General features: G+C 67.2%; 24 protein-coding genes, 1 pseudogene and 2 riboswitches. Of the genes and pseudogenes, 9 read left to right on the forward strand and 16 right to left on the reverse strand.

The annotated features are described in order from the left end of the window. Positions 1 to 27: 27 nt before the first annotated feature. From A5759_RS03530 to A5759_RS03540, 3 genes are read right to left on the reverse strand one after another with little or no spacing between them, the layout of a single operon-like run. Positions 28 to 759: a class I SAM-dependent methyltransferase gene (locus A5759_RS03530; RefSeq protein ID WP_197505939.1), complete on the reverse strand. Its 732-nt coding sequence runs from the start codon at positions 757 to 759 to the stop codon at positions 28 to 30. Further along, entirely contained in the window at positions 756 to 1,889 is a 1,134-nt protein-coding gene (locus A5759_RS03535; protein WP_068193784.1) for a homoserine O-acetyltransferase, read from the reverse strand. The genes A5759_RS03530 and A5759_RS03535 overlap by 4 nt, the downstream gene beginning before the upstream one ends. Further along, the gene (locus A5759_RS03540; protein ID WP_068193788.1) at positions 1,889 to 3,238 is read right to left on the reverse strand and encodes a bifunctional o-acetylhomoserine/o-acetylserine sulfhydrylase; all 1,350 of its coding nucleotides are present in this window, start codon (positions 3,236 to 3,238) and stop codon (positions 1,889 to 1,891) included. The genes A5759_RS03535 and A5759_RS03540 overlap by 1 nt, the downstream gene beginning before the upstream one ends. 102 nt (positions 3,239 to 3,340) lie before the next feature. Further along, positions 3,341 to 3,463, reverse strand: a riboswitch (SAM riboswitch). A gap of 187 nt (positions 3,464 to 3,650) precedes the next feature. Here A5759_RS03540 and A5759_RS03545 point away from each other — a divergent pair. Further along, entirely contained in the window at positions 3,651 to 5,906 is a 2,256-nt protein-coding gene (locus tag A5759_RS03545) for an NADP-dependent isocitrate dehydrogenase (protein ID WP_068193791.1), read from the forward strand. On the opposite strand, the gene A5759_RS03550 is transcribed toward A5759_RS03545, so the two are convergent. Further along, a complete protein-coding gene (locus A5759_RS03550; protein WP_068193794.1) occupies positions 5,903 to 6,745 on the reverse strand; it encodes an alpha/beta fold hydrolase in 843 nt (280 codons plus the stop codon). The two genes, A5759_RS03545 and A5759_RS03550, sit on opposite strands and share 4 nt — an antisense overlap. A 69-nt stretch (positions 6,746 to 6,814) precedes the next feature. Here A5759_RS03550 and A5759_RS03555 point away from each other — a divergent pair, with 69 nt between their 5' ends. Genes A5759_RS03555 through yhjD form a run of 3 tightly spaced genes read left to right on the forward strand, consistent with a single transcriptional unit; the run spans position 6,815 to position 9,696 of the window. Then, a complete protein-coding gene (locus tag A5759_RS03555) occupies positions 6,815 to 7,630 on the forward strand; it encodes an exodeoxyribonuclease III (protein WP_068193957.1) in 816 nt (271 codons plus the stop codon). Then, the gene (gene trpS, locus A5759_RS03560) at positions 7,627 to 8,643 is read left to right on the forward strand and encodes a tryptophan--tRNA ligase (protein WP_068193795.1); all 1,017 of its coding nucleotides are present in this window, start codon (positions 7,627 to 7,629) and stop codon (positions 8,641 to 8,643) included. Before A5759_RS03555 ends, trpS begins: the two co-directional genes overlap by 4 nt. A 15-nt stretch (positions 8,644 to 8,658) precedes the next feature. Next, positions 8,659 to 9,696, forward strand: coding sequence for an inner membrane protein YhjD (gene yhjD, locus A5759_RS03565; RefSeq protein ID WP_082961948.1), 1,038 nt, complete (start codon positions 8,659 to 8,661; stop codon positions 9,694 to 9,696). On the opposite strand, the gene A5759_RS03570 is transcribed toward yhjD, so the two are convergent. Further along, positions 9,690 to 10,013: a multidrug efflux SMR transporter gene (locus A5759_RS03570; RefSeq protein ID WP_068193800.1), complete on the reverse strand. Its 324-nt coding sequence runs from the start codon at positions 10,011 to 10,013 to the stop codon at positions 9,690 to 9,692. The genes yhjD and A5759_RS03570 overlap by 7 nt on opposite strands. A gap of 14 nt (positions 10,014 to 10,027) precedes the next feature. Beyond that, a riboswitch (guanidine-III (ykkC-III) riboswitch) is annotated at positions 10,028 to 10,091 on the reverse strand. 59 nt (positions 10,092 to 10,150) lie between these two features. Between A5759_RS03570 and A5759_RS03575 the strand changes: the two genes are divergently transcribed. Beyond that, complete coding sequence (locus tag A5759_RS03575; RefSeq protein WP_197505942.1) at positions 10,151 to 11,071, forward strand: nitronate monooxygenase family protein; 921 nt, start codon at positions 10,151 to 10,153, stop codon at positions 11,069 to 11,071. Here the strand turns inward: A5759_RS03575 and A5759_RS03580 are convergent. The 4 genes from A5759_RS03580 to A5759_RS03595 all read right to left on the reverse strand — a co-directional run bounded on the left by A5759_RS03580 (position 11,068) and on the right by A5759_RS03595 (position 15,382). Continuing rightward, entirely contained in the window at positions 11,068 to 12,291 is a 1,224-nt protein-coding gene (locus tag A5759_RS03580; RefSeq protein ID WP_068193806.1) for a D-alanyl-D-alanine carboxypeptidase family protein, read from the reverse strand. The genes A5759_RS03575 and A5759_RS03580 overlap by 4 nt on opposite strands. An 89-nt stretch (positions 12,292 to 12,380) precedes the next feature. After that, positions 12,381 to 13,400 (reverse strand): SMP-30/gluconolactonase/LRE family protein, encoded by a 1,020-nt coding sequence (locus A5759_RS03585; RefSeq protein WP_068193810.1) that lies wholly within the window; start codon positions 13,398 to 13,400, stop codon positions 12,381 to 12,383. Positions 13,401 to 13,478: 78 nt separating this feature from the next. After that, positions 13,479 to 14,864, reverse strand: coding sequence for an aspartate aminotransferase family protein (locus A5759_RS03590; protein ID WP_068193814.1), 1,386 nt, complete (start codon positions 14,862 to 14,864; stop codon positions 13,479 to 13,481). After that, on the reverse strand, positions 14,861 to 15,382 hold the full coding sequence (locus A5759_RS03595; protein WP_068193817.1) for an Lrp/AsnC family transcriptional regulator: 522 nt from the start codon (positions 15,380 to 15,382) through the stop codon (positions 14,861 to 14,863). The genes A5759_RS03590 and A5759_RS03595 overlap by 4 nt, the downstream gene beginning before the upstream one ends. A gap of 133 nt (positions 15,383 to 15,515) precedes the next feature. On the opposite strand from A5759_RS03595, the gene A5759_RS03600 reads away from it, so the two are divergent. Next, positions 15,516 to 17,012, forward strand: coding sequence for a gamma-aminobutyraldehyde dehydrogenase (locus tag A5759_RS03600; protein ID WP_068193820.1), 1,497 nt, complete (start codon positions 15,516 to 15,518; stop codon positions 17,010 to 17,012). Here A5759_RS03600 and A5759_RS03605 read toward each other — a convergent pair. After that, on the reverse strand, positions 17,009 to 18,112 hold the full coding sequence (locus A5759_RS03605) for a PrsW family intramembrane metalloprotease (protein ID WP_068193823.1): 1,104 nt from the start codon (positions 18,110 to 18,112) through the stop codon (positions 17,009 to 17,011). The two genes, A5759_RS03600 and A5759_RS03605, sit on opposite strands and share 4 nt — an antisense overlap. After that, complete coding sequence (locus A5759_RS25820) at positions 18,109 to 18,630, reverse strand: hypothetical protein (protein WP_068193826.1); 522 nt, start codon at positions 18,628 to 18,630, stop codon at positions 18,109 to 18,111. The genes A5759_RS03605 and A5759_RS25820 overlap by 4 nt, the downstream gene beginning before the upstream one ends. Before the next feature lie 110 nt (positions 18,631 to 18,740). Between A5759_RS25820 and A5759_RS03615 the strand changes: the two genes are divergently transcribed. Continuing rightward, positions 18,741 to 19,649 (forward strand): sigma-70 family RNA polymerase sigma factor, encoded by a 909-nt coding sequence (locus tag A5759_RS03615; protein ID WP_068193828.1) that lies wholly within the window; start codon positions 18,741 to 18,743, stop codon positions 19,647 to 19,649. On the opposite strand, the pseudogene A5759_RS03620 reads toward A5759_RS03615, so the two are convergent. From A5759_RS03620 to sdhC, 5 genes and pseudogenes are all read right to left on the reverse strand, one after another. Continuing rightward, positions 19,618 to 20,295, reverse strand: a pseudogene (locus tag A5759_RS03620) (carboxymuconolactone decarboxylase family protein); the annotation flags it as partial. The gene A5759_RS03615 and the pseudogene A5759_RS03620 sit on opposite strands and share 32 nt — an antisense overlap. Before the next feature lie 8 nt (positions 20,296 to 20,303). Continuing rightward, entirely contained in the window at positions 20,304 to 21,104 is an 801-nt protein-coding gene (locus A5759_RS03625) for a succinate dehydrogenase iron-sulfur subunit (protein WP_064425250.1), read from the reverse strand. Positions 21,105 to 21,106: 2 nt separating this feature from the next. Then, on the reverse strand, positions 21,107 to 22,861 hold the full coding sequence (gene sdhA / locus A5759_RS03630; RefSeq protein WP_068193834.1) for a succinate dehydrogenase flavoprotein subunit: 1,755 nt from the start codon (positions 22,859 to 22,861) through the stop codon (positions 21,107 to 21,109). Positions 22,862 to 22,874: 13 nt separating this feature from the next. Next, positions 22,875 to 23,294: a succinate dehydrogenase hydrophobic membrane anchor subunit gene (locus tag A5759_RS03635; RefSeq protein WP_064394320.1), complete on the reverse strand. Its 420-nt coding sequence runs from the start codon at positions 23,292 to 23,294 to the stop codon at positions 22,875 to 22,877. Positions 23,295 to 23,362: 68 nt separating this feature from the next. After that, entirely contained in the window at positions 23,363 to 23,785 is a 423-nt protein-coding gene (sdhC, locus tag A5759_RS03640; protein ID WP_082961950.1) for a succinate dehydrogenase, cytochrome b556 subunit, read from the reverse strand. 259 nt (positions 23,786 to 24,044) lie between these two features. Between sdhC and A5759_RS03645 the strand changes: the two genes are divergently transcribed. Continuing rightward, entirely contained in the window at positions 24,045 to 24,467 is a 423-nt protein-coding gene (locus A5759_RS03645; RefSeq protein WP_068193837.1) for a cytidine deaminase, read from the forward strand. Further along, positions 24,464 to 25,771: a thymidine phosphorylase gene (locus tag A5759_RS03650; protein WP_068193840.1), complete on the forward strand. Its 1,308-nt coding sequence runs from the start codon at positions 24,464 to 24,466 to the stop codon at positions 25,769 to 25,771. The genes A5759_RS03645 and A5759_RS03650 overlap by 4 nt, the downstream gene beginning before the upstream one ends. Positions 25,772 to 25,783: the final 12 nt, after the last annotated feature.

Genomic DNA, 25,783 nt, shown 5'->3' on the forward strand with positions numbered 1-25,783 from the left:
GCCAATACGTCGATCTCGGCGCGGCTGTCAGGCCAGCGTCGCCCGGATGCACACCGTGACGTACGGCAGCGCCAGCCCGGTGGAGTTGGCCAGCGCCGGGTGGGTCGACAGCAGCTCGCGCACGCGGTCCAGGGTCCTGGTGCGCACCTGCTCCGGTGAGGTGATGCAGTAGCTGCGCGACGCCACCAGGTCGATAAGCGCCTGGGGGGTCAGGTAACTGGTCCACTCGACCTGATGACGTTCGACATCGGTGAACGGTTCGGGCAGCGACACGGTGTTGCTGAACGGATCGTGTTCGTGACCGATGATGCGGCCGAGGTCTTTGACCCAGCCGAGTCGCTCGTCGCGGGTGTTCCACACCAGGCCCAGCCGACCGCCGGGGCGCAGTACGCGGGCGACCTCCTTCACCGCGATGTCGGGATCGAACCAGTGCCAGGCCTGGGCCACCAGCACCGCGTCCACGCTGTCGTCGGGCAGCGGGATCTCCTCGGCCGTGCCGAGCAGCGCGGGCGTCTCGGGAAGCGAACGACTCAGCAGGTCAAGCATTTCGGGAATCGGATCGACGGCGACGACGTCGAGGCCGCGCTCGACGAGGCGCGTGGTCAACTTGCCCGTGCCCGCCCCGAGGTCGAGCACCTTGGCGGCGGCCGACGGCAGCAACCAGTCGATCGCCTCGGGCGGATACGACGGCCTACCGCGTTCGTAGGCCGCGGCTTCCGCGCCGAACGACAGCGAGCGATGTTGTTCCGGCCCGCTCACCGAGATGCCAGCTCCAGCGTTCGGCGGATCAGCTTGTTGACCGCGTCGGTCTCCACCAGGAAGCCGTCGTGCCCGTAGATCGACTCGACGACATCGATTCCGGCGCAGCCGGGCAGCAATTCGGCCAGCTCCTCCTGCAGCCGAAGCGGATAGAGCCGGTCGGAGGTGATGCCGCCGACCACGGCAGGCACACCACAGCCACGCAGCGCGGCCTCGACGCCACCGCGGTTCCGTCCGACGTCATGGCTGGACAGCGCCTCGGTGAGGGCCACATACGTGCCCGCGTCGAACCGCGACACCAGCTTTCGGCCCTGATGCTCCAGATAGCTCTGCACGGCGTAGCGGCCGCCCACGCCGGGGTCCTCGTCGTCCTGCGGATCGTTGGCGAACCGGGTATCGAGCTCGAGTTCGCCGCGATAGGTCAGGTGGGCGAACCGGCGGGCGATCTCCATGCCGAGATCGGGGGACAGGCCGGTGCCGTAGTAGTCGCCGTTCTGCCAGTTCGGATCGGCCTTGATCGCGGCGACCTGCGAGCTCTGCGTGCCGATCTGGTCTGCGGTGGCACGCGCGCCGACGGCCAGCACCAGCCCCGAGCGCACCCTGTCCGGATGGCCGACCATCCACTCGAGCGCGCGGGCGCCACCCAGCGAGCCGCCCATGACCGCGGCGACCTCGGTGATCCCGAACGCCTCCAGCGCGGCGATGTCGGCGCGCACCTGGTCGCGGACGGAGACGACCGGGAAACGCGAACCCCACGCCTTGCCGTCGGGATGCGGTGAGCTCGGGCCGGTGGAGCCGCGGCAGCCGCCGAGCACGTTGGTCGCCACCGCGCACCAGCGGTCGGTGTCGATGGGTCCGCCGGGTCCCGCGACGCCATCCCACCAGCCGGGGGTCGGGTGGTCGGGTCCTGCCGGACCGGTGATGTGCGAATCGCCGGTCAGCGCGTGCAGCACGACGACGACGTTGTCGCGCTCGGGCGACAACTCGCCCCAGCGCTGCACGGCGATCGACACGTCGTCGATGACCGCGCCGTTCTCCAGCGTCAGCGGGCCGATGTCGACCACGCCGATCTCGCCTTCCGCGGGCAGATTCAGGAGTGGCACCTCGACTTCCAGGTCGGAGAGGGTCATCAGAACGCCGCCGTGGTGTTCGGATCGGACTTGCCTGCGGAGCTGAACGGCTTGGCCGCGGCGAAGCCCTGCTCGAGATCGGCCAGGATGTCGTCGATGCCCTCGATGCCGACCGCCAGCCGCACCAGCCCTGGCGTGACGCCGGTGGCCAACTGCTCTTCCGGCGAGAGCTGTGCGTGTGTGGTGGAAGCCGGATGGATCACCAGCGAGCGAACGTCGCCGATGTTGGCGACGTGGCTGTGCAGGGTCAGCGAGTTGACGAAGGCCTTCCCGGCGTCGACCCCGCCCGACAGTTCGAACGCGAGCACCGCACCGGTCCCCTTGGGCGCCAACTTCTTTCCGAGCTCATACCACGGCGACGATGGCAACCCGGCGTAGTTCACCGAGATGACGTCCTCGTGTGCCGACAGGTATTCGGCGACCTTCTGTGCGTTCTCGACGTGCCGCTCGACACGCAGGCTCAACGTCTCCAGTCCCTGGGACACCAGGAACGCGTTGAAAGGCGACGCCGCCGAACCCAGGTCGCGCAGCAGCTGCACGCGTGCCTTCAGCGCGAACGCGGGCGGGCCGAGTTCGGCGAATACGACGCCGTGGTAGCTGGGGTCGGGTTCGGTGAAGCCGGGGAACTTTCCGTTGGTCCAGTCGAACGTGCCGCCGTCGACGATGACACCGGCGATCGCGGTCCCGTGCCCGCCGAGGTACTTGGTTGCCGAGTGCACGACGATGTCGGCGCCGTGGCTCAACGGTTGAATCAGATACGGCGTGGCGATCGTGTTGTCGACGATCAGCGGTACCCCGGCGTCGTGGGCGACACCCGAGACGCCCGGGATGTCGAGCACGTCGATCTTCGGATTGGAGATCGTCTCGGCGAAGAACGCCTTGGTGTTTGGCCGCACCGCAGCGCCCCAGGAGTCGAGGTCGTCGGCGTCTTCGACGAAGCTGACCTCGATGCCCAGCTTCGGCAGCGAGTAGTGGAACAGGTTGTAGGTGCCGCCGTACAGCCGTGGGCTGGACACGATGTGGTCACCCGTGTCGGCGAGGTTGAGAATCGCGAACGTCGATGCGGCCTGACCGGAGGCCAGGAACAGTGCGGCGACACCGCCCTCGAGCGCGGCGATGCGCTGCTCGACGGCGTCCTGGGTCGGGTTCATGATCCGCGTGTAGATGTTGCCCGGCTCGGCGAGGCCGAACAGTGCGGCGGCGTGATCGGTGCTGTCGAACGTGTACGACGTGGTCTGGTAGATGGGCAGCGCCCGCGCGTTCGTCGCGCTGTCGGGGGTCTGTCCGGCGTGGACCTGTTTGGTTTCGAACGCCCACCGCGCGGTCGGGTCATCGTGTTCGGTGCTCATAGCTTCTCCTGTTGTGAGGGGCCGAAAAGGGGCATTTCACGCACTCAGCGGTAACTGCGCACGCCGGACCTCCACTGTCTTCTCTGGGGGCCCGTCACAACGGACCCGCGCTTGCCGGTAACCGCTTGTCAGCGGGTACTCAACCTGGTCATCACCCGGGGCACCCCACCGCGGTTGGAGGGTTGCCGACCAGCAAGCCGGGGCTTGTCGCTGGCACTCATGACCGATGAGAAGCTTATCGCACGTCACCTGCGTCTGCCAGCAAGGGATGCCGACGACTGGCTACCCGCCGGTAACGGATCACAGTCCTTCCCCGCGGACCCCCTGGCTCACACAGAGCACCGGGTACGGCGCAATACTGGTAGTCGACTGACCGAGGCCTGAACCGATTAGCGAGCCGGGAGAACTCCACATGACTGCCGAGCAGCCGACCATCATCTACACGCTGACCGACGAGGCGCCGCTGCTGGCGACCTACGCGTTCCTGCCGATCATTCGCACGTTCACCGAGCCGGCGGGCATCAACGTCGAGACCAGTGACATCTCGGTGGCCGCACGCATTCTCGCGGAGTTCTCCGACCGCCTCACCGACGAGCAGCGGGTGCCCGACAACCTGGCGCGGCTGGGCGAACTCACGGAGAGTCCCGACACCAACATCATCAAGCTGCCCAACATCAGCGCCTCGGTGCCGCAGCTGTTGGCCGCGATCAAGGAGCTCAAGGCGAAGGGCTACGACCTACCCGACTACCCCGGCGAGCCGAAGAACGACGAAGAAAAAGAGATCAAGGAACGCTACGCCAAGGTCCTCGGCAGCGCGGTCAACCCGGTTCTGCGGCAAGGTAACTCGGATCGCCGCGCCCCTAGGGCGGTCAAGGAGTACGCGCGTCGGCACCCGCACAGCATGGGCGAGTGGTCGATGGCCTCGCGCACACACGTGGCGACCATGAAGACCGGTGACTTCTACGACGGCGAGAAGTCGATGACGCTGGACAAGGACCGCAGGGTCAAGATGGTGCTCGAAACCGAGAGCGGCGAGACGATCGTGCTCAAGCCGGAGGTGGCGCTCGACGACGGCGACATCATCGACAGCATGTTCATGAGCAAAAAGGCGCTCTGCGAATTCTTCGAAGAACAGATCGAGGACGCCTACAAGACCGGCGTGATGTTCTCGCTGCACGTCAAGGCGACGATGATGAAGGTGTCGCACCCGATCGTGTTCGGCCACGCGGTGAAGGTGTTCTACAAGGACGCGTTCGCCAAGCACCAGAAGGTGCTCGACGAGCTCGGCGTGAACGTCAACAACGGCATGTCCGACCTCTACGACAAGATCCAGGCGCTGCCCGCCTCGCAGCGTGAGGAGATCGTCCAGGACATCCACGCCGTGCACGAGCACCGGCCGGAACTGGCGATGGTGGATTCGGCCCGCGGCATCACGAACTTCCATTCGCCGAGCGATGTGATCGTCGACGCGTCGATGCCCGCCATGATCCGGCTCGGCGGCAAGATGTACGGCGCCGACGGGCGGACCAAGGACACCAAGGCGGTCAACCCCGAGTCCACATTCAGTCGGATCTACCAGGAGATGGTCAACTTCTGTAAGACCCACGGGCAGTTCGATCCGACGACCATCGGCACCGTGCCCAACGTGGGGCTGATGGCGCAGAAGGCCGAGGAGTACGGCAGCCACGACAAGACGTTCGAGATCCCCGAGGACGGCGTCGCCAACATCGTCGACGTCGACACCGGCGAGGTGCTGATGACCCAGAACGTCGAGGCCGGCGATATCTGGCGCATGCCGGTGGTCAAGGACGCCGCGATCCGCGACTGGGTGAAGCTGGCCGTGACGAGGGCCAGGGCCGCCGACATGACCGCGCTGTTCTGGCTCGACACGGAGCGTCCGCACGAGGTGGAGCTGCGCAAGAAGGTCAAGGAGTACCTCAAGGACCACGACACCGAGGGCCTCCACATCCAGATCATGCCGCAGGTGTGGGCCATGCGGTACACCCTGGAACGGTTGATCCGCGGCCAGGACACCATCGCCGTGACCGGAAACATCCTGCGCGACTACCTGACTGACCTCTTCCCGATCCTGGAGTTGGGCACCAGCGCCAAGATGCTGTCGATCGTGCCGCTGATGGCCGGCGGCGGGATGTACGAAACCGGTGCCGGTGGCTCCGCGCCCAAGCACGTCCACCAGCTGGTCGAGGAGAACCACCTGCGCTGGGATTCGCTCGGCGAATACCTCGCTCTGGGAGCATGTTTCGAGGACATCGGGCGCAAGACCGAGAACAAGCGAGCCGTTCTGCTGGGTAAGACGCTGGACTCGGCCATCGGAAAACTGTTGGACAACAACAAGAGCCCGTCACGCAAGACCGGTGAGCTCGACAACAGGGGCAGCCAGTACTACCTCGCGATGTACTGGGCGCAAGAGCTGGCCGAGCAGACCGACGACAAGGAGCTCGCCGACCACTTCGCGGATCTCGCAAAGTCGTTGGCCGACAACGAGGATGCGATCGTCAACGAACTCGTCGAGGTGCAGGGCGACTCGGTCGACATCGGCGGGTACTACTACCCGGACCCGGAGAAGACCACTGCGGTGATGCGTCCCAGCAAGACGCTGAACTCGGTGCTGGAGGGCGCGACGAGCGAGCCGGTGACGAAGCTCTAGCCGCCCAGCGCCTCACGCGGCTCGGCGGCGTGCCCGTCGATGAAGGCGACGATCAGGTCGGCGACTTGCTGCGGCGCCTCGAACATCGGGATGTGGCCGACGTCCTCGAGATGCGTGACCTGCGTGCTCGACGGCAGCTGCTGGGTGAAGTGGCGGGTGAACCGCGGATGCGGCAGCACCCGGTCCTTCTCGCAGATCACCAGGTGGGTGGGGCACGCGCTTTCGGCCAGTTCCATCAGGCCCGGGGTCAGCAGCGACTTCACCAGCAGCTGGTAGTAGGCCGGGCAGTGGGTGACGTCGTCGATGATGTCGATGAGGTCGTCGTCGGACAACCGGTCCGGCGTGGCGCTGATGGGGAAGTGCGCCAACCAGCGCGTGAACGGCAGCTTCAGAACGCGTTGCCGGAACGCCAGCGTGAACACCCACACCGGGAAGCCGGCCAAAAACTTGCCGACGATCTCGAATTTCGCCGGCGTGAACTTGCTCCAACCGCCTGCCGGTGCGATCCCGGTCAGCGTGCGGGCCCGTCCGCGGCGCTCCAATTCGAAGGCCACCCACCCGCCGAGCGAGTTGCCGACGATGTGGGCGGTGTCCCAGCCCAGCGCATCCATCCTGCGTTCGACGTCGTCGGCCAGCTCGGCGGTGTCCAGGAACCGGTGCCCTTTCACCCCGCCGTTGTGCCCGGGCATCGTCGGGGCCAGCACCTCGTAGCGGCCGGTGTCGGCGATGAGCGGGGCGACCTTTTTCCAGACGTTCTGCGACATCATGAACGGGTGTAGCAACACGATGGGCTCGCCTGAGCCGACGTGGAGCGGGTCGCGCGGCAAGTTTCTAGCCATCAGCCCGACAGTAAAGGTGATACCGGCGGTACCGCAAGTGCGTCGGTATGGTCTGCCGCTGTGACCTCGCTGATCGTCAGCACCATCAACGTCAACGGCATCCGAGCTGCGGTCAAAGAGCGCTCGCCGCAGAACCGCGGTCTGTTGCCGTGGTTGGCGTCGACCCCCGCCGACGTGATCTGCCTGCAGGAAACCCGCGCCGACGATGAGCAGCTGACCGCCGCATTGGCGCCCGCCCTGGCCGACGGTTGGCGCCTGGCGTCGGCCGAACCGCACATCAAGGGTCGCAGCGGCGTGGCCGTGCTGTCGCGCCACCCGATCTCGGCGTCGCGGCTGCTCGAGTCCGACGAGTTCGGCGCGCACGGCCGCTATCTGGAGGTCGACACCGCCGGGGTGACGGTCGCGAGCGTCTACGTCCAGACCGGCGAGGCAGAGACGGACCGCCAGCTCGAAAAGGAACGGTTCATGGCCGAGCTCGCCGCTCGGATGGCGACGCTGACCGACCGCGAGGCCGTCGTATGCGGCGACTGGAACATCGCCCACACCACCAACGACATCAAGAACTGGAAGGGAAACCTCAAGAAGTCCGGGTTCCTGCCGGGTGAGCGACAGTGGCTCACCGCGCTGCTCGCCTCGGGTTGGGTGGACGTGGTTCGCGAGTTGCACCCCGACCAGCCGGGTCCGTACGCGTGGTGGTCGTGGCGGGGCCGCGCCTTCGACAACGACGCCGGCTGGCGCATCGACTACCAGTTGGCCACCAAGGCGCTGGCGGAACGGGCCGTCGCTGCCCGGGTGGAGCGCGCCGAGGCGTATGCGCTGCGCTGGTCGGACCACGCGCCGGTGACGGTCGAATACCGGTCGCGTGAAATGATCGGGCGATCATGAGCAGTTCGCCGAAACCCGTCGTCTTCTCCGGGGTCCAACCGACCTCCGACTCGCTGCACCTCGGCAATGCACTGGGAGCGATCCAGCAGTGGGTCGGCCTCCAGGACGACCACGACGCGTTCTTCTGCGTGGTGGACCTGCACGCGATCACGATCCCGCAAGACCCCGAGCGGCTGAGGCGGCGCACGCTGGTCACGGCCGCGCAGTACCTCGCGCTGGGCATCGACCCGGGCCGGGCCACGGTCTTCGTGCAGAGCCATGTTCCGGCGCACGCCGAATTGGCTTGGGTGCTCGGCTGTTTCACCGGTTTCGGGCAGGCGTCGCGGATGACGCAGTTCAAGGACAAATCGCAGAAGGAAGGCAGCGAGGCCACCACCGTGGGGTTGTTCACCTATCCGGTGCTGATGGCCGCCGATGTGCTGTTGTACGACACCGAGCTCGTGCCGGTCGGGGAGGACCAACGCCAACATCTGGAGCTGGCACGCGATGTGGCGCAACGGGTCAACTCCCGCTTCCCGGACACCTTCGTCATCCCCGAGCCGATGATTCCGAAGGCGACGGCCAAGATCTACGACCTGCAGGACCCGACGTCGAAGATGAGCAAATCCGCGGGAACCGAGGGTGGCCTGATCGGCCTGCTCGATGAGCCGAAGGCCTCGGCCAAAAAGATCCGCTCCGCGGTCACCGACAGCGAACGCGAGGTGCGTTATGACCCCGACGCCAAACCCGGCGTCTCGAACCTGCTGACCATCCAGTCTGCAGTCACCGGCACCGACATCGACAAGTTGGTCGACGGTTACGCGGGACGCGGGTACGGCGACCTCAAAGCCGACACCGCCGAAGCCGTCGTCGAGTTCGTAACACCGATCAAGGCCAGGGTCGACGAACTGCTCGCCGATCCCGCCGAGTTGGAATCGATTCTGGCGGCCGGTGCCGAGCGTGCCTGCGACGTGTCTGCGACGACACTGCGGCGGGTATATGACCGGTTGGGGTTTCTGCGGCCGGGGGACTGACGTGGGGAGGCTGGCGTGACACCTCCGGGGGAGCCGGAAGAGAAGCAGGGGTTCGTCGACCGGATGCGCGCGCGGCACGAATGGTTCGACCACGTCATGCGGGCGCAGGAGCGCTACAAGGACAGCAAGGGCGACTTCTACGCCGCAGGCATCACCTACTTCACGGTCTTCGCGATGTTCCCGCTGTTGATGGTCGGCTTCGCCGTCGGCGGTTTCATCCTGGTCAGGCAGCCCGAACTGCTCGCCGAGATCCAGGATCGGATCAGGGCGTCGGTGTCCGGCGACGTCGCCACACAACTCGTCGAGCTGATGGACTCCGCGATCGAGTCCCGCACCTCGGTCGGCATCATCGGGCTGGCCACCGCGGCATGGGCCGGGCTTGGCTGGATGGCCAACCTGCGCGAGGCGCTGAGCCAGATGTGGGGCCTGATGCGACACGACACCCCTGGTTTCGTGCGCACGAAGCTGTCGGACCTGACGGCCATCGCCGGCTTGTTCCTGGCGATCGCGGCCACCATCGCGCTGACCGTGGTGAGCAGCTCGGGATTGGCCCGCAAGGCCGTCGAATGGGTTGGGCTGGGCGATGTTCCGGGCATGAGCATTCTGCTGCGGGTGATCTCGCTGGCCGTCTCGGTGTTGATCAGCTGGCTGCTGTTCACCTGGATCATCGCGCGGCTGCCCCGCGAGTCGATCAGCTTCAGTTCGGCAATGCGGGCCGGGGTGCTCGCGGCGGTGGCGTTCGAGGTCTTCAAACAGGTGGCGTCGATCTACCTGCGCTCGGTGGTGACCGGCCCGGCAGGAGCGACGTTCGGCCCGGTGCTCGGCCTGATGGTGTTCGCCTACATCACCGCTCGGCTCATCCTCTTCGCCACGGCGTGGGCGGCCACGTCGATCGAGAATATGGAGGCCGCACCGCTCCCGCCGCCCGGGCTCGTGCAGATCACCCCCCGGGTGCAGGTGCACGAGGGTGTCGGCGTCGGTGGTGTGCTGACCGCCGCGGCGGCGGGAGCCGTTGGCGCGTTGGGGATTTCGCGGCTGCGACGGCGTCAGTGACCCTGGCTGACCAGCTGCAGGCCGACCACGCAACCGACGATGCCGAGCAGCAGTGCCACCTTGATCGGTGACGCGCTCTCCTCGCCGGTGGCCAGCGCATAGACGACGGTGAGCGCGGCGCCCACGCCCACCCACACCGCATAACCGGTGCCGACGGGCAGATCCCGCAATGCGATACCCAGACCGCCCATCGAGATGATCAGTGCCACAACGAAAACCGTTATTGGGATCGGCCGGGTGAAACCTTCCGACTTGCTCAGGGCGACGGCCCACACGGCTTCGAACGCACCCGAAACGATGAGGATGACCCAGGGCATGAAGCAACACCTCCGAAACGCCGTCTTGTCGCTGGCCGGGTACGGCGCCGCTCGTCCGGTGTCAACTGCTGACAGGCCCACCGTAGCAAAGCGGTAACGTCACGCCCGTGCCCCTTGCGACGCCCTGGTCCCGCCGGATGGGCCTCGAGGCGCCGATCGTCAACGCGCCGATGGGCGGCACCGCGGGCGGCGTCCTGGCCGCAGCGGTGTCGCGGGCGGGCTGCCTCGGCATGATCGGCATGGGAAGTTCGGCCACCGCCGCGAAGTTGGCGGCCGAACTCGCGCACGTATCGGGGCTCGAGCGTCCCTTCGGGATCGGGCTCGTGCACTGGGTGACGGCGGCCGAGCCCGAACTGTTGGAGGTCGCGCTCGCCGCGAAGCCGGCATTGCTGGCCGTCAGCTTCGGTGACGACTGGTCCTGGGTGGGGCAGGCTCACGACGCCGGCGTACCGGTCGCCGCACAAGTGGCCGATGTGACCGGCGCGCGGCGGGCGGTCGACGCCGGTGTCGACGTGATCGTCGCGCGCGGGGCTGAGGGCGGCGGGCACGGCGAGGCGCGCATCGGGACCTTGCCGCTGCTCGCCGAGGTGCTCGACGCGGTGCCGGTGCCCGTACTCGCCGCCGGTGGTATCGGCTCGGGCCGCGGCCTGGCCGCGGTGCTGGCCGCCGGAGCCTCGGGCGCCTGGCTGGGGACCGCGTTCACGACCTGCACCGAAGCGACGACGTCCGATGGTGCGCGCCGGCAGCTGTTGCGCGCATCCGGCGACGATACGGTGACGACCCGCGTCTTCGACATAGCGCTCGAGTACCCATGGCCGGCAACGCTTCCCGAGCGGGTGCTCCGAAACGAATTCGCCGACCGCTTCGACGGTCGCGAGGAGCTCATCGATGCCGACGCCCGCGCCGAGCTCGCCGCCGCCGCGGCTGCCGAGGACTACCGGGTGGCGCCCGTCAACGCCGGGCAGGGCGTCGGCATGGTCGCAGAATCGTCCTCCGCGGCGGAGATGATCGAACGGCTCTGCGCCGATGCCGAACTGTTGTTGCGCCGCTGGTGCTAGTGCTGCGGCCGCCGGTTCATCGACCGTGCGCCCATGATCAACGAGAACACGATCACGCTGCCGACCACCCCGACACCGACCCGCACCGGCATCGCGTCGATGTCCGACATCATCGGGGCCGCGTTGACCGCGGGGTTGGCGCCGTCGCCGTCCGGGTTGGTTCCCAGCAATGACGGGTCGGGCTCGATCAGTGTGCCGACGCTGGTGCCCGGCGCCGTGGCGAAGCCGTAGTCGAGCAGATGCGCGGCTTGCTCCCACGGTGCGATCGGCTGGCGGGTGCCCTTGAGGAGCACCGCGACGAGCCGACGGCCGTCGCGGTCGGCGGCGCCGACGAACGTCTGCCCGGCGTCGTCGGTGTAGCCGGTCTTACCGCCCATCGCGCCGGGGTAGTTGAGCAACAGCTTGTTGTCGTTCTCGATCGGGTAACCGACATCGCCGCGGCCGGGGAAGTCGAATGCGCGGGTCAACACGATGTCGCTGAAAACCGGGTTGCGCCAGGCGTACCGGTAGAACAGCGCCATGTCGTAGGCCGAGGTGCTCATGCCGGGACCGTCGAGCCCGGACGGCGTGGCGACCCGGGTGTCGAGGCCACCCAGCTTGCGGGCCAGGTCGTTGAGCTTGTGCAGCGCGGCGTCCCAGCCGCCCATCTGGCGAGCCAGTGCGAACGCGGCGTCGTTGCCCGAATACATCAGCAGCCCGTGCAGCAGGTCGTTGATCGAGTAGTGGCCGCCCTCGCCGACGCCGACCTTGGTGCCCTCCTGGGCGGCATCCTCGGCGGTGCCGGGCACGACCTTGTGGAGCGGCAGTTCCTTGATCGCCTGCATGGCGGTCAACACTTTGACGATGCTGGCGGGCCGGTGCCTGCCGTGCGGATCCTTGGCCGCGATGACGTCGCCCGAGTCGAGGTCGGCCACCACCCATGCCTCGGCGGAGATGTCGTTCGGTAGTGGTGGCGTGCCCGGCGCGGTGATGACGCCGCAGCCGGAGAGCTTCTCGCCGCCCATCGGCGTGGCGGGCACCGGCAGCGGTGCGGGTGGTGCCTGACCGGGTTTGGGGACCTCGGACGCGTCGACCGCGGGTGGTGTCACCTCGCGGTACGGGCATGCGCTCGCCTCGGGGGCAGCCGGCGGCTGCGCGCTTGCCACGGCCGGTCCCGCGGCCACGAACAAGGCCGTGGCCAGTACGGCGGCGCGTTGCAGCGGAATTCGAAACTTCGCCATCGTGACCGCACATTAAGCCGCGAACGGGCCGATCGCGGGTAGGCGCGCTGTGACTGGTGTTACTTGAGTTTCATTTGTGACTTACCCGGTCAAAGGGACAGCGCCGCCAGGTCGACGTGCGCGACCGCGGGGAAGCCGATGCTGCCCATCCACAGCCGGCCCTCGGACTCGACCAGACCGGTCACCATGCCGAACCGCGGATGCTCGCAGCGGATACCCGCGACGACGTCACCGGTGTCCGGATCGAACGCCACCGCCCACACCTCGGGCTTGATCTGCGGCTGCAGCTTGTCGGGCAGCTTCCACAACAGCTTGCGCAACGCCGGCCAGCGCGGCGCGAGCCATTCGGCGGCGGCGTTGAGCGGTGAGACCATCGCGCACCAGATGCGGCCGTCGGTGCCGGTGGACAGGTTGTCGGGATGGCCGGGCAGGTTTGCGCGAAGCGGCGTCACCGACCCGGCGCGCTCGCCGGTGAGCCAGTACTTCGACAACCCGCGCCCCATCGTCTCGGCGAACACCAACGCCGACCCGTCGGCGGTGGGGGTCACACCGTTGGCGAAATACAGCCCGGCAACCGCGGTGAGCACGGTGCCGTCGGCGTCGCGCCGAAACAGGCTGCCGCGCGGGCGCGCCTCCATCACCGCACCCTTGAAATGGGCGTAGTCGAACGCGCTCGTCGACTCGGTGAAATAGATTGTGCCGTCCGGTGATTGGGTGACATTGGAGCAGAACATCAATCGCCGGTCATCGACCTCGGCCACCAATGTCTCCACCGTGTCGCTGGCCGGGTCGAGCGACAGCAGGCCGCCGGGACTGGTGCAAACCAGGATGCGGCCGTCGTGGGCGACGTGCATGCCCAGCGGCCGGCCCTCGGTGGTGGCGACGACGACCGGGTCCCCACCGCCGGGGGTGATGCGCACGATGCGGCCGTCGTCGACGCCCGCCCAGATGGCGCCGTCGGCGTCGACGACCACGTCCTCGGGCGCGTTGCCCGGGAGCGGGACGACGGTCAGGTCCGCCGACGGCAGATCTGGAAGGGGATCGACGGGCGGAGGCTGCCAGCGGACGGGATCGATCGGCGGCTTCTTCGGCTTCGGCTTGGTGGACACGCCGCCAGTCTCGCCGAAATGGCATTCCAGCAGGCAGTTACTCGTACTTTCGCTGCTGGAATGCAATTTCGCGCAAACTCAGATGCGGCGGCCGGCCTCGGCGAGCACATCGCGCATGATCTGGTAGATCGCGTCGAACTCCTTCTGACCGCTGATCAGTGGCGGGGCCAACTGCACGACCGGATCGCCGCGGTCGTCGGCGCGGCAGTACAGGCCTGCCTCGAACAGCGCCGGGGTCAAGAAGCCGCGAAGCAGCCGCTCGGACTCCTCGTCGTTGAAGGTCTCCTTGGTGGCCTTGTCCTTCACGAGTTCGATGCCGTAGAAGTAACCCTCACCGCGAACGTCACCGACGATCGGCAGGTCGTACAACTGCTCGAGGGTGGCCCGGAATCTCGGCGCGTTCTCCTTGACGTGGTCGTTGAGGCCCTCGCGCTCGAAGATGTCGAGGTTGGCCAGCGCCACGGCCGACGACACCGGATGCCCGCCGAACGTGTAGCCGTGCGCGAACGTGGTCTTGCCGTCGTTGAACGGCTCGAACAGCCGGTCGCTGGCGATCATCGCGCCGATCGGTGAGTAGCCGGACGTCAAACCCTTTGCGCAGGTGATGATGTCTGGCACGTAACCGAAGTCGTCACAGGCGAACATCGACCCGATCCGGCCGTATGCGCAGATGACCTCGTCGGACACCAGCAGCACGTCGTACTCGTCGCAGATCTCCCGGACCCGCTCGAAATAGCCTGGCGGAGGCGGGAAGCAGCCGCCCGCGTTCTGCACCGGTTCGAGGAAGACGGCCGCGACGGTGTCGGGCCCCTCGAATTCGATGGCTTCGGCGATGCGGTCGGCGCAGTACTGCCCGAACGCCTTCTCGTCGTCCTGATACGGCGCGGGGGCGCGGTAGAAGTTGGTGTTGGGCACCCGGAAGCCGCCGGGCGTCAGCGGCTCGAACGGTGCTTTGAACACTGGTAATCCGGTGATGGCCAACGCCCCCTGCGGTGTGCCGTGGTAGGCGATGGACCGCGAAACCACCTTGTGCTTACCGGGTTTGCCCGTCAGCTTGAAGTAGTTCTTGGCCAGTTTCCACGCCGACTCGACGGCTTCCCCGCCGCCGGTGGTGAAGAACACCCGGTTCAGGTCGCCGGGCGCATAATTGGCGACCCGTTCGGCGAGTTCGATCGCGGTCGGCGTGGCGTAGGACCACAACGGAAAGAACGCCAGCTGCTGGGCCTGTTTGGCAGCGGCCTCGGCCAGTTCCTGGCGGCCGTGACCGACCTGTACGACGAAAAGCCCCGACAGCCCGTCGATGTAGCTCTTGCCGTTGTTGTCCCAGATCGTGACGCCCTCACCGCGTGTGATGATCGGCGGGGTGATACCGGCGCCGTGCCGGGCGAAGTGACCCCACAGGTGACGGTTGGCTTTCGCGCCGAGCTCGGCCGAAACATCCTGCGCGATATCGGTCGTAGTCATCTGGTGCCCCAATTATATTGCTGCTTAACAAGTTTCAAGTACACGAGAGTTTCGGTGGATATCACTCCCGGCAGGCCACGGATCTGGGTGTTGAGAAGGTCGAGCAGGTCGTCGTCGTCCTCGCAGACCACCTCGACGATGGCGTCGAAGGATCCGGCGGTGAGCACCACGTAGTCGACGGATTCGATGGCGGCCAGCTTCTCGGCGATCTTGGTGGTGTCGCCGGTACAGCGGATGCCGATCATCGCTTGGCGGGCGAAGCCCAGCTGCATCGGATCGGTGACGGCGACGATCTGCATGACGCCGGCGTCGACCATGCGTTGCACCCGCTGCCGGACGGCGGCCTCCGACAGCCCGACCGACTTGCCGATGCCCGCATACGAGCGTCGTCCGTCCTGCTGCAGCTTCTCGATGATCTGCTTGCTCAGATCGTCGAGCTGGAACGCAGCACCGGGACGGGACTGGTTGAGTCGGAACGAAACGGGGCCGAGACCGTGCGTAGCACCCGGGGTAGGCATGCCAGTGATTGTGCACGGAATCCGTCGTCAGGGGCAACCACAGCCATGAATTCACTCGTTCGAGGCGCGTTCCGCTGTGGGAAAGCGTAGGGATTGCGTGGCTCGTCGCGGTTGGGTCCGTTAGCGTGTGGCCATGACTGCGACATCCGTTTCCACCAGTGTGGCGGGCAGCTGGATCGACGGCGCCGCGGTGGCCACCGATGGGGCTGCCTTCCAGGTCGTCAACCCCGCAACCGGTGAGGCTGTGGCCGAGTACGCGGTGGCCACACCCGATGACGTGGACACCGCGGTGGCGTCTGCTCGAGGCGCGCTGGCCGAGTGGTCGGGGGCCACGCCGGCGGAGCGTTCGGCGGTGCTGTTCACGCTGGCGCAGTTGGCGGGCGCGAGTGCCGACGCGCTGGTCGCCGAGGAGGTCAGCCACACCGGCAAGCCGGTGCGACTGGCCGCCGAGTTCGACGTGCCCGGCAGCGTCGACAACATCGACTTCTTCGCCGGCGCCGCGCGACATCTGGAAGGCAAGGCGAGCGCCGAGTACTCCGGCGACCACACGTCGAGCATCCGCAGTGAGGCCGTCGGCGTCGTCGCGACGATCACGCCGTGGAACTATCCGCTGCAGATGGCGGTGTGGAAGGTGTTGCCCGCGTTGGCCGCCGGCTGTCCGGTGGTGATCAAACCGTGTGAGCTGACGCCGTTGACCACGTTGACGCTGGCGCGCCTCGCCAAGGAGGCGGGTCTGCCCGATGGCGTCTTCAACGTGGTCACCGGGCTCGGCGCCGACGTCGGCACCGCGCTGGCCGGGCACCGCGACGTCGACGTGGTGACGTTCACCGGTTCGACGCCGGTGGGGCGCAAGGTGATGGCCGCGGCGGCGGTGCACGGCCACCGCGTGCAGCTCGAACTCGGTGGCAAGGCGCCGTTCGTGGTGTTCGACGACGCCGACCTGGATGCGGCGATCCAGGGCGCGGCCGCCGGTGCATTGATCAACACCGGTCAGGACTGCACGGCGGCCACCCGCGCGATCGTCGCGCGCGAGCTCTACGAGGATTTCGTCGCGGGCGTCGGCGAATTGTTCTCCAAGGTCGTCGTCGGCGACCCGCAGGACCCGGACACCGATCTCGGACCGCTGATCTCGATGGCGCACCGCGCCAAGGTGGCAGGCATGGTCGAGCGCGCCCCCGGTCAGGGCGGGCGGATCGTCTGCGGCGGGAGGGCCCCGGACCGACCGGGTTCGTTCTATCTACCGACCGTGATCGCCGACGTCGACGAGCGCTCGGAGGTGTATCGCGACGAGATCTTCGGGCCGGTGCTTACGGTGCGCGCGTTCACCGATGACGACGACGCGCTGCGGCAGGCCAACGACACCGACTACGGGCTGGCGGCATCGGCGTGGACGCGTGACGTGTACCGCGCGCAGCGGGCCTCGCGCGAGATCAAGGCCGGTTGCGTGTGGATCAACGACCACATCCCGATCATCAGCGAGATGCCGCATGGCGGTGTGGGCGCGTCAGGGTTCGGCAAGGACATGAGCGACTACTCGCTCGAGGAGTACCTCACGGTCAAGCACGTGATGAGCGACATCACCGGAGTGGCCGAAAAGGACTGGCACCGCACGGTGTTCACGAAGCGCTAACCGCGCTGAACCACCGGCTCCGCGAACGCCGACTCGGCGGTCCAAGACCCTTGTATCCGGTCGAGCGCCGCACGCTGTTGGGCCTTGACCGCCTTGGCGGCTGCGCGGCCACCGGCCTTTTTCGCCGCCTTCTTCAGGGCGCGGCGCCGGCGACGCGTCGGCAGCGAGTCCAGAACGTCGTCGCGGATGCCGGAGAGCTCGCCGCTGGCGCGGCCCGCCGCGATGCGGGCGATCACCCAGCGCCGCTCGTCACGCAGTAACAGGGCCGCGACGATCAGGAAGAACACCAGGCCGCCGAGTATCTTGAGCGGCATCGCCGCCACCGGACCGGGTGCGTTCCAGATGAAGTGCAGCAGCGGGCCGCTCAGCAGCAGTCCGCATGCGGTGGCCAGCCGCCGACCGGTCGACCAGTGCGACCCGCCGCGGAACGTCGGGAGCAACATCAGCACGCCGACCGACGTCAGCGCCGTGTAGGTCCAGTGCGCCGGCACGGCGGTGAAGAACCGCACGAGGAGATTGCCGCCCGCGCCGACCACATCCGAGTCGAGGTCCTGCAGTGCGCTGTTCGCGGCGTACGACAGGTCCTCCATCAGGTCGAAACCGAAGCCGACGAACATTCCGAGCATTAGTGCGTGCGAAATCCTCTGCAGCACATGCCCGCACAGCACCAGCACCACCGCTGCGCACAACGCCTTGGACGCCTCTTCGATGATCGGCGCGGTGAGCGAGGCCTGCCAGTCGGTGACTGTCTCCGGGGGGAGCACCAGACTCCACAGTTGGCCGAGCGCATCGTTGCCGATCATCGCCATCGCCACCGCCGTGGTGCCGCCCAGCGCGAAACCCGCCACAAGTGCCTGCGGATAACGCCGACCGCTGCGGAACGGGTCGAACCGGAAAATCAACCACACCATGAAGACGATGAACAGCAGCCACAGCCACGCCAGGTCGAGGTGGGCGTCGAGGGTGGCGCGGATGACGGACCAGGAGTCGTCGAGCAAGAGAAGCGTGCCGACGATCAGGGCCACGACGAACACCCAGAACACCGCGGACTCAGGGCGGTACACCACAGGACGCGGTGCTTGCACGGTATCGCCGGTCACGGCTGGTCCCTTCTGATCGGTGCCACGACGACGTCCAGTGGCGGCGCGGGCTGGTCGGCGGTGCCCAGGGTCTGAACCCACACGATCACCTCGTCGTCGGCAAGAAACGCGCATTCGCCCAATCGGTCGCCGGCCACAAGTTCACACGCCTCACCGGTCAGGGTGCCGTCGGCGGTGGTGATGGTCTCGCCTGTCATCGCGGCGCTGGAACCGGTGACGCGGTCGGCCCGCATGAGCCGGCGCGCGACAGCATCCACGTCGCGGCCACCCCGGTCGAAGACCTGCACGATGACGAGCTCGTCCCCTGAGCGGTAGCCGATCCCGTTGCCGAACTCTCGGGCGTCCCAGCCGGACGGGCCCACCACGACGACCTGGTTGCCGTCCTCGCTGGCCACCTGCGCCGTCTCGGAGCCCGGCTGCCATGCGTCGTCGTCGACCATGGCGGCCGCGGCCATCGGGATCCCCGGTACCGCAATCAGTCCCGCCGCCAGCCGCAGCGCTGCCCGAACCTGAATCAACCGCGTCCCCCTCCATAAGTCCGGGTATGTCGACAGCCGAACCTAGCAAGTGGAGTGCGGCGCCGCGGGCGCGCCACGCTGGAAGTATTGGCGCGGACTAGGCTGGCTGAATGACCGCCAGCGCGCGGGTCGACGAGTTCGAGGAGCTGCGGCCGCACCTGCTCTCCGTCGCCTACCGGCTCACGGGCACGATGGCCGACGCCGAGGACATCGTCCAGGACGCCTGGTTGCGCTGGAGCGCCGCCCACCACGAGTCGATCAAGGACCTGCGGGCCTGGCTCACGACGGTGGTCAGCCGGTTGGGCCTGGACCGGCTTCGTTCGGCGGCGCATCGGCGTGAAACCTATGTCGGCCAATGGCTTCCGGAGCCGGTGGTCACCCCGCTGGACGGTGACGACCCGTTGGCGGCGGTGGTCGCCGGTGAAGACGCCCGGTTCGCGGCGATGGTGGTGCTCGAACGGCTCAACCCCGATCAGCGGGTGGCGTTCGTGCTGCACGACGGCTTCTCGGTGCCGTTCGGGGAGGTCGCCGACGTGCTCGGTGTCAGTGCGGCGGCGGCGCGCCAGCTGGCTTCCCGGGCACGGCGTGCCGTCGCCGACGCGCCACCGCCGGTATCCGACGACACCCACAACGAGGTCGCCGGAGCGCTGATGGCAGCCCTCGCTGCGGGTGACATGGAAGCCGTTGTGGCACTGCTACATCCCGATGTCGCCTTCACCGGCGACTCGAATCGCCGCGCGCCGACCGCGCCGCGGGTCATCCACGGCCCGGAGAAGGTGGCCCGGTTCCTGTTCGGGCTGGCCCGCCGCTATGGACCGGGCTGGCTCGAGACGGGTGTGCCCGCTTTGATCAACGGTCAGTTCGGCAGCTGGACTCCCGGGGCACCCGCCCACGACGGCTATGCGGAGATGATGCCGCGGGTCACCGCGATGACCGTGTGCGACGGCAAGGTCTGCGCGATATGGGATATCGCCAACCCGGACAAGTTCACCGGCTCGCCGCTGAAGACTCGTCGGTAGCCGTCGTCTCCTCGCGCAAGCGCTCGTCGGTAATCCACGGGACCCGGCACGCATCGCCCGAACCGAAGCCCTGCTCGGTGATGCCCAGCGCCGAGTACATCCGTGCGCGCATATTCTCCACACCGATCTGATACGTCAGCTCGATGACACCGTCGTCGCCGAACCGTCGGCGAAGGTCGTCGACATGTTCGTCGGTGATGGTGTGCGGATCACCGGTCATCGCGTCGGCGTAGGCGATCGCGGCGCGCTCGTCGTCGGAGAACAGGGGCGACGTCGCGTATTCGTCGATGTGCTTGAGACGGTCGACGTCGAGGCCGTCGAGGCGTTGCAGCATCGCACCGAAGTCCACACACCACGAGCATCCGACCGTCCGCGCGGCCCAGAACACCGCGAGCTCGCGGACGCTGGTGGGCAGCTTCTTCGACCCGGACTGCAGCATGCCTTCGTGCACGACGTTGGCGATCATGAGCCGCGGATGGTGCGCGGCCACGGCGAAGGGCTCGGGCACCTCGCCGAAGCGGCGCTTGGCCACCCGGTACAGGAGCTTGGTCAGCAGCGTCGCGCGCTGCGGGGGCAGAGGTTCGATGCGGGTTTTCTGTGCGTTTTCGGTCATACCCGTTAGACGAGACAGCCCGCCGGTATGTGACAGGTCTACTAGCGCGCGAACATCAGCGCGCGTTTGACCTCCTGGATGGCCTGGGTGACCTGGATGCCGCGCGGGCAGGATTCCGTGCAGTTGAACGTCGTTCGGCAGCGCCACACCCCGTCGACCTCGTTGAGGATGTCGAGCCGCTCGGCGGCGGCCTCGTCGCGGCTGTCGAAGATGAAGCGGTGCGCGTTGACGATCGCGGCGGGGCCGAAGTAGGACCCTTCGCTCCAGTAGATCGGGCAGCTCGTCGTGCAGCACGCGCACAGGATGCACTTGGTGGTGTCGTCGTAGCGGGCCCGGTCGGTCTGGCTCTGAATACGTTCGCGCGTAGGGGGATTGCCGCTGGTGACCAGGTACGGTTTGATCGCGCGGTAGGCGTCGAAGAACGGCTCCATGTCCACGATCAGGTCCTTCTCCACGGGCAGGCCGCGGATCGGCTCGATCGTGATGGTCAACTGCTTCTTCGGATTCTTCGGCAGCATGTCGCGCATCAGCACCTTGCACGCCAGCCGGTTGACCCCGTTGATCCGCATCGCATCCGAACCGCACACTCCGTGCGCGCACGACCGCCGGAACGTCAACGTGCCGTCCAGATACCACTTCACGTAGTGCAGCAGGTTGAGCAGCCGGTCGGTGGGCAGGCACGGAACCCGGAAACTCTGCCAGCCCCCCGAATCGGCGTAGGCGTCGGGCTCTTCCGGATTGAACCGCGCGATCTTCAGCGTCACCATCACCGAACCCTCGGGCACGGGTGGCAGTTCGGGTTCGGCGGTGGCCGGGCCTTTCACGTCAGGCGCGATCGTCATGGTCAGTACTTCCGTTCCATCGGCTCATAGCGGGTCTGGACCACGGGCTTGTAGTCCAGCCGGATGTCGGACAGAAGGTCGGTGCCCTCCTTGTAGGCCATGGTGTGGCGCATGTAGTTGGTGTCGTCGCGGTTGGGGTAGTCCTCGCGGGCATGGCCGCCGCGCGACTCCTTGCGGTTCAGCGCCCCGACCACGGTGACCTCGGCGAGCTCGAGCAGGAAGCCGAGCTCGATCGCCTCGAGCAGATCGCTGTTGTAGCGCTTGCCCTTGTCGTGCACCGTGATTCGCGAGTACCGCTCCTTGAGTGCGTGGATGTCGGTCAGCGCCTGCTTCAGCGTCTCCTCGGTGCGGAACACCGCGGCGTTGTTGTCCATCGACTGCTGCAGGGCGCCGCGGATGTCGGCGACGCGCTCGTTGCCGTGCTCGGAGAGGATGTCGCCGACCCAGTCGACCACCATGCCCGCCGGATTCTGCGGAAGCGGGACGTGGTCGTGTCCCAGTGCGTAATTGGCCGCGGCGATGCCGGCGCGACGGCCGAACACGTTGATGTCCAGCAGCGAGTTGGTGCCCAGGCGGTTGGCGCCGTGGACGGACACGCACGCGCATTCACCCGCGGCGTAGAGGCCGGGGATGATCGTCGTGTTGTCGCGCAGCACCTGGCCGTTGACGTTGGTCGGGATGCCGCCCATCACGTAGTGGCACGTCGGGTAGACCGGTACCAGCTCCTTGACCGGGTCGACGCCCAGGTACGTGCGGGCGAACTCGGTGATGTCGGGCAGCTTGGCTTCGAGCACGTCCTCGCCGAGGTGGCGTACGTCGATGTAGACGTAGTCCTTGTTCGGCCCCGCGCCGCGGCCCTCGAGCACCTCGAGCACCATCGACCTGGCGACGATGTCGCGCGGTGCCAGGTCGACGATCGTCGGCGCGTAGCGCTCCATGAAGCGCTCGCCGTCACCGTTGAGCAACCGGCCGCCCTCACCGCGCACCGCCTCGGAGATCAGGATGCCGAGGCCGGCCAGGCCGGTCGGATGGAACTGGTGAAACTCCATGTCCTCCAAGGGAAGTCCCTTGCGGAAGATGATGCCGAGGCCGTCCCCGGTCAACGTGTGCGCATTGGAGGTCGTCTTGTACATCCGCCCCGACCCGCCCGTGGCGAACACGATGGCCTTGGCGTGGAAGACATGGATGTCGCCGGTGGCCAGCTCATAGGCGATGACGCCGGTGGCCACGGGGCCGGACTGCGTCTCGGTGATCGAGATGTCCAGCGCGTAGAACTCGTTGAAGAACTCGACGTCGTGCTTGACGCAGTTTTGATACAGCGTCTGCAGGATCATGTGGCCGGTGCGGTCGGCGGCATAACAGGCCCGGCGCACCGGAGCCTTGCCGTGATCGCGGGTGTGCCCGCCGAAGCGGCGCTGGTCGATGCGGCCCTCGGGGGTGCGGTTAAACGGCATCCCCATCTTCTCGAGGTCCAGCACCGCGTCGATGGCTTCCTTGCACATGATCTCGACGGCGTCCTGATCGGCGAGATAGTCGCCGCCCTTGACGGTGTCGAAAGTGTGCCACTCCCAGTTGTCCTCTTCGACGTTGGCCAGCGCCGCGCACATCCCGCCCTGGGCCGCGCCGGTGTGGCTGCGCGTCGGGTACAGCTTGGTCAGCACCGCGGTGCGGGCTCGCGGACCCGCCTCCACCGCTGCGCGCATACCGGCCCCGCCCGCACCGACGATGACGACGTCGTAGCGATGTTCCTGAATCATGTGAAGCTCACCCTCATGAGATGTTCGCGTCGAAGGTCACCAGCACGTAACTGCCCAGCACCAGGGTGAATCCGGTCGCCAGCAGCAACAGCGAGTTCAGCCAGAATTTCGTGGTGTTCTTGCGCGCGTAGTCACCGATGATCGTGCGCAGGCCGTTGGCTCCGTGCAGCTGGGCCAGCCACAGCAGCGCCATGTCCCAGATCTGCCAGAACGGTGACGCCCAGCGTTCGGCGACGTAGTTGAAGTCGATGCGGTAGACCCCGTCCTCCCACATCAGCATCACGAACAGGTGGCCGAGCGCCAGAAAGACCAGCGCGACACCCGAGAACCGCATGAACAGCCAAGCGTATTTCTCGAAGTAGGGGATGCCGCGCGGACGCCGAGGTGCCCGTGGGTGGTCCAGGCCGGCCGGCCTGTCGTGCTCCTTTTGCATCACCGGGGCGATGCGGCCCTCGCGGTGGTGCGGCGTCCAGGCTCCCGCGGGCCCGCCGGCTGGCGCGCTCACAGGAACCGCTCCGCCATGTGCATGCCGATGATGCCGAGGGACGGGATGAAGATCGCCAGGAAGACACCGACCACGATCCACAGCATCACCCGCTGATAGCGCGCGCCATGCTGCCAGAAGTCGATGAGGATCACTCGGATGCCGTTGAGGGCGTGGTAGAGCACCGCGACGACCAGCCCGATCTCCATCAGCCCGATCAGCGGAGTCTTGTAGGTCTCGATGACCTCGTTATAGGCCTGCGGGCTGACCCGCACCAGCGCCGTGTCGAGCACGTGCACGAACAGGAAGAAGAAGATCGTCGCACCGGTGATGCGGTGCAGCACCCAGGACCACATCCCGGGATCGCCGCGGTAGAGGGTTCGTCTGCGCGACGGTTGCGATCGTGGAGCCGCTTGGCTCTCAGGTGTCGCAGTACTCATCTGGCCTCCAACGCCTTCGGTGGACGATTGGGCTTCGGAGCTGCACCGGGCGGCAGGTTCCTTCCTGGCGGTCGGTTCCGGTTCGTGCACTTCACCCAAACCTCGGGGCGACTCTAAACCCAGTTGTACTGCTAAACGAACTACGGTTTAGCCGTCGATGTCTTGAAAAACGCCGAAGTTAGGGTTGCCTATTCCGATTCCCGGCTTCGGGGAGGGGACATCGGAATGCATTCAGAACCGGTCGGGCGAGGGTGGGGCGATGTCGGAGATCAATTGGAATACGTTGCGTCACAGGGCAACTGAAGTGTCCCGGGCAGCTTACGCGCCATATTCGGGGTTCGCGGTCGGCGCGGCCGCCCTGGTCGACGACGGGCGGGTGGCGACTGGTTGCAATGTGGAAAATGTCTCATATGGTCTTGGTCTCTGTGCGGAGTGCGCGGTGGTCTGCGACCTGCATTCGGGCGGCGGCGGGCGACTGATCGCGCTGTCGTGCGTCGACGCGGCGGGGGAGCTGCTCATGCCGTGCGGCCGGTGTCGTCAGGTGCTGCTCGAGCACGGCGGGCCGGAGATGCTGATCGACCATCTGGGTGGACCGCGGCCGCTGGCCGAGCTGCTTCCCGACGCGTTCGGCCCGCAGGACCTGGCCCGTCGGGAGGGGCCGCGGGATGGGGAAACTCCGTGACGCAGTTCACATTTGACGCACCGACGGTGATCCGGACCAAGCGCGACGGCGGCGTGCTCTCCGATGCGGCGATCGACTGGGTGATCGACGCCTACACCCATGGCCGGGTGGCCGACGAGCAGATGTCGGCGTTGCTGATGGCGATTTATCTGCGCGGTATGACGGCAGCCGAGATCGCCCGTTGGACGGCGGCGATGGTCGCCTCCGGCGAGCAAATGGACTTCAGCGATCTCCGTCGCGGTGGAAAGCCTCTGGCGTTGGTGGACAAGCACTCCACCGGTGGTGTCGGGGACAAGACCACCATCCCGCTGGTGCCCGTTGTGATGGCCTGCGGCGGCGCGGTGCCCCAGGCCGCCGGACGAGGCCTCGGCCATACCGGCGGCACGCTCGACAAGCTGGAGTCCATCGCCGGGTTCACCGCTGAGATCTCCAAACACCAGATCCGCCAACAGCTTTGCGACTTGGGCGCTGCGATCTTCGCTGCCGGTGAACTGGCACCCGCCGACCGCAAGATCTATGCGCTGCGCGACATCACGGCGACCACGGAGTCGCTGCCGCTGATCGCGAGTTCGGTGATGAGCAAGAAGATCGCGGAGGGCGCCAACGCATTGGTGCTCGACACCAAGGTCGGTTCGGGTGCATTCCTGAAGACGGACGAGGAGTCGCGGGAGCTGGCCCGCACGATGGTCGAACTGGGCACCGCGCACGGCCTGACCACCCGGGCGGTGCTGACCGACATGTCCACACCGCTGGGCCGCGCCGTCGGCAATGCCGTGGAGGTGGCCGAATCGCTGGAGGTGCTCGCCGGTGGCGGTCCGCCCGACGTGGTCGAGCTCACGGTCACCCTGGCCTCCGAGATGCTCGATGCCGCGGACCTCGACGGTGTGGACCCGGCCCAGACCCTTGCGGACGGCTCGGCGATGGACCGGTTCCGCGATCTCGTCGCCGCGCAGGGCGGTGATCTGGGCCAGGACCTGCCCGTCGGTCCTCACGCCGAAACCATCACGGCGCCGCGCGATGGCAGGATGGAGAGCATCGACGCGATGGCGGTGGGTCTGGCGGTGTGGCGGCTCGGAGCGGGCCGCTCCGCTCCTGGTGAGCGGGTCCAGCCGGGCGCGGGGATGTACATCCACCGGCGGGTGGGCGAACCGGTGAGCGCCGGAGAGCCGCTGTTCACGCTGTACACCGAGACCCCCGACCGTTTCGAGGGGGCGATCGCCGAACTGGACGGCGGCTGGGCCGTCGGCGACGCCGCACCGCCGGCGCGTCCGCTGATCATCGACCGAATCACGAGCGGAGACTGAACCGGAGACCGA

The organism is Mycobacterium sp. 852014-52144_SCH5372336 (assembly GCF_001665615.1).
Lineage (GTDB): Bacteria > Actinomycetota > Actinomycetes > Mycobacteriales > Mycobacteriaceae > Mycobacterium > Mycobacterium neumannii_A.

Coding starts and splice junctions, on each gene's coding strand:
- A5759_RS03580 (WP_068193806.1), bottom strand. CDS start 12,291: ATGGCGAAGTTTCGAATTCCGCTGCAACGCGCCGCCGTACTGGCCACG.
- A5759_RS03550 (WP_068193794.1), bottom strand. CDS start 6,745: ATGGCTAGAAACTTGCCGCGCGACCCGCTCCACGTCGGCTCAGGCGAG.
- A5759_RS03540 (WP_068193788.1), bottom strand. CDS start 3,238: ATGAGCACCGAACACGATGACCCGACCGCGCGGTGGGCGTTCGAAACC.
- A5759_RS03615 (WP_068193828.1), top strand. CDS start 18,741: ATGACCGCCAGCGCGCGGGTCGACGAGTTCGAGGAGCTGCGGCCGCAC.
- A5759_RS03645 (WP_068193837.1), top strand. CDS start 24,045: ATGTCGGAGATCAATTGGAATACGTTGCGTCACAGGGCAACTGAAGTG.
- A5759_RS03575 (WP_197505942.1), top strand. CDS start 10,151: ATGGGCCTCGAGGCGCCGATCGTCAACGCGCCGATGGGCGGCACCGCG.
- A5759_RS03570 (WP_068193800.1), bottom strand. CDS start 10,013: ATGCCCTGGGTCATCCTCATCGTTTCGGGTGCGTTCGAAGCCGTGTGG.
- sdhC (WP_082961950.1), bottom strand. CDS start 23,785: ATGAGTACTGCGACACCTGAGAGCCAAGCGGCTCCACGATCGCAACCG.
- A5759_RS03635 (WP_064394320.1), bottom strand. CDS start 23,294: ATGCAAAAGGAGCACGACAGGCCGGCCGGCCTGGACCACCCACGGGCA.
- sdhA (WP_068193834.1), bottom strand. CDS start 22,861: ATGATTCAGGAACATCGCTACGACGTCGTCATCGTCGGTGCGGGCGGG.
- A5759_RS03590 (WP_068193814.1), bottom strand. CDS start 14,864: ATGACTACGACCGATATCGCGCAGGATGTTTCGGCCGAGCTCGGCGCG.
- A5759_RS03625 (WP_064425250.1), bottom strand. CDS start 21,104: ATGACGATCGCGCCTGACGTGAAAGGCCCGGCCACCGCCGAACCCGAA.
- A5759_RS03595 (WP_068193817.1), bottom strand. CDS start 15,382: ATGCCTACCCCGGGTGCTACGCACGGTCTCGGCCCCGTTTCGTTCCGA.
- A5759_RS03545 (WP_068193791.1), top strand. CDS start 3,651: ATGACTGCCGAGCAGCCGACCATCATCTACACGCTGACCGACGAGGCG.
- A5759_RS03535 (WP_068193784.1), bottom strand. CDS start 1,889: ATGACCCTCTCCGACCTGGAAGTCGAGGTGCCACTCCTGAATCTGCCC.
- A5759_RS03600 (WP_068193820.1), top strand. CDS start 15,516: ATGACTGCGACATCCGTTTCCACCAGTGTGGCGGGCAGCTGGATCGAC.
- trpS (WP_068193795.1), top strand. CDS start 7,627: ATGAGCAGTTCGCCGAAACCCGTCGTCTTCTCCGGGGTCCAACCGACC.